Origin of the sequence: Mesorhizobium sp. M7D.F.Ca.US.004.03.1.1, assembly GCF_003998635.1 — a bacterium.
GTDB lineage: Bacteria > Pseudomonadota > Alphaproteobacteria > Rhizobiales > Rhizobiaceae > Mesorhizobium > Mesorhizobium loti.
Genome location: NZ_RZQG01001198.1, coordinates 1 through 1,510, shown reverse-complemented (window position 1 = coordinate 1,510; position 1,510 = coordinate 1). Strand labels below are relative to the sequence as shown.

The 1,510-nt window shown below is 56.6% G+C and carries 2 protein-coding genes; both read right to left on the bottom strand.

Annotated elements, in window-relative coordinates; translation table 11 throughout:
* Positions 1–186 precede the first annotated feature (186 nt).
* A complete protein-coding gene (locus EN935_RS35510) occupies positions 187–570 on the bottom strand; it encodes a nitrilase-related carbon-nitrogen hydrolase (RefSeq protein WP_164771661.1) in 384 nt (127 codons plus the stop codon).
* A 152-nt stretch (positions 571–722) separates the two neighbouring features.
* Positions 723–1,510: ABC transporter substrate-binding protein (locus EN935_RS35505; RefSeq protein ID WP_164771660.1), on the bottom strand; the 788-nt coding region annotated here is incomplete at its 5' end.

Here is a 1,510-nt window from a genome sequence, read left to right as displayed (position 1 = left end):
CATCATGAACACACGCGCCACCTCCGGAACGGAGATCTCGCCGCATGCGATCAACGCAAGCCGGCCCAATTCCGTGTCGACGACCGGAAACGCACCCTCGTCGCCAAGCTCCTTCAAATAATCGTCCATGAAGTCGTGCGGCGACGGCCACATGGCCGTATTGATTCGGCGGCAGCGCGCGATGAACTAGCCGTTTGGAGCGACTAGAAAACAGCTATTGAAAAACCGACCCGGCCACCTCGGATCACTCTCGAAGAGGTTGCCCGCAACGTAGATGCCGCGCTTCTGAGCGATTTTCTGCAGGGGCTCGGTAATTCGTCCCGGGATCGTATCGCAAGCCTTGGAGAGCCACGTAGCGATGTCGTCTTTGTGCGGCGGCCCCTGAAAGGCGAATTCCGGCAAGACGACCAGCCGGGGCGGCTGGGGGCTGTTGCATGCGTGCTCAATCAAATCCACGGCCCGCTTCACGTTTCGATTGATGATCTCCCATGCCTCAAGAGGGTTTCGGGCCGGCATAGCCAGCTCGCTGCGCATCTGGATGCAGGTGGCCCGCCAAGGTGCAATTTCCACGATCTTCCTCCTCCGCAACCGTCCGTCGACATTTGGCATACCAACAGAATCCTGAGATTTGCGCAACTGCTTTATCGGCGTTCAAATTCTTCGGTTGATGTTAAAAACAGATCCGGCGCGCTTCCGCCGGATCTGTCGATTGTGGCATTCCGTCAGTTCTGCGGTGGGAAAAAGCGATCCGTATATATCTTGTCCGGCGTGAGGCCCTTCGCCATCCCGAAATACGTTTCGAGAATGTCGATGGTCTGAAGGAGATCCTCTTGCGCGACCCAGCCAAAAGGCTTGCCCTTGCTATGGTCAGTGTGGAGCATGTTGGGCAGATCTTTGATCTCAATCTTCAGGATCTCTGGATCCACGTCCGCGCTCGCCTTTTTTACAGCATCGATGCCGGCTTGCGGATCCTTGGCCACATCGTCAGCTGCCTTGATCGTCGCAGCCATAAACTTCTTTAGAGTGTCGGCCTTCTTCTCAGCAGTCTCGGTGGTCACGAAGATGCCGGTACTCAAGGTGTTGACCCCATAGTCGGCAAACATAAGGGGCTTGTTTATCGCCTTGATTTTGTTGGCCTTGGTTCCATCAGGAACCGCCCAAGCCGCAACGAAATCCACATCCTCATTGAGGAGCGCCTGAAGGGCGCCGGTCTTCGTGACATTGACTTTCTTGATCGTAGAAAGATCGATGTTGGTCTTCGCGGCAAACGCATCGAACAGCCGTTGCGCCTGGTCGCCAGGCTCAGCGCCCATAGTTTTGCCTTCGACATCTTTTGGGCTGTTGATTGGCCCCTTCTTCTGGAGCGAGATAATCGATTCCGGCGCGCGCTGCATGATTCCAGCGATACCGATGACGGGAACGCCCTTCGACACGGCCGTCGCTACTGCCGACAGGCTCGCAAGCCCGATGGTCTGGCTGCCCGAACCCACAACCTGGATGGTACTAGTGC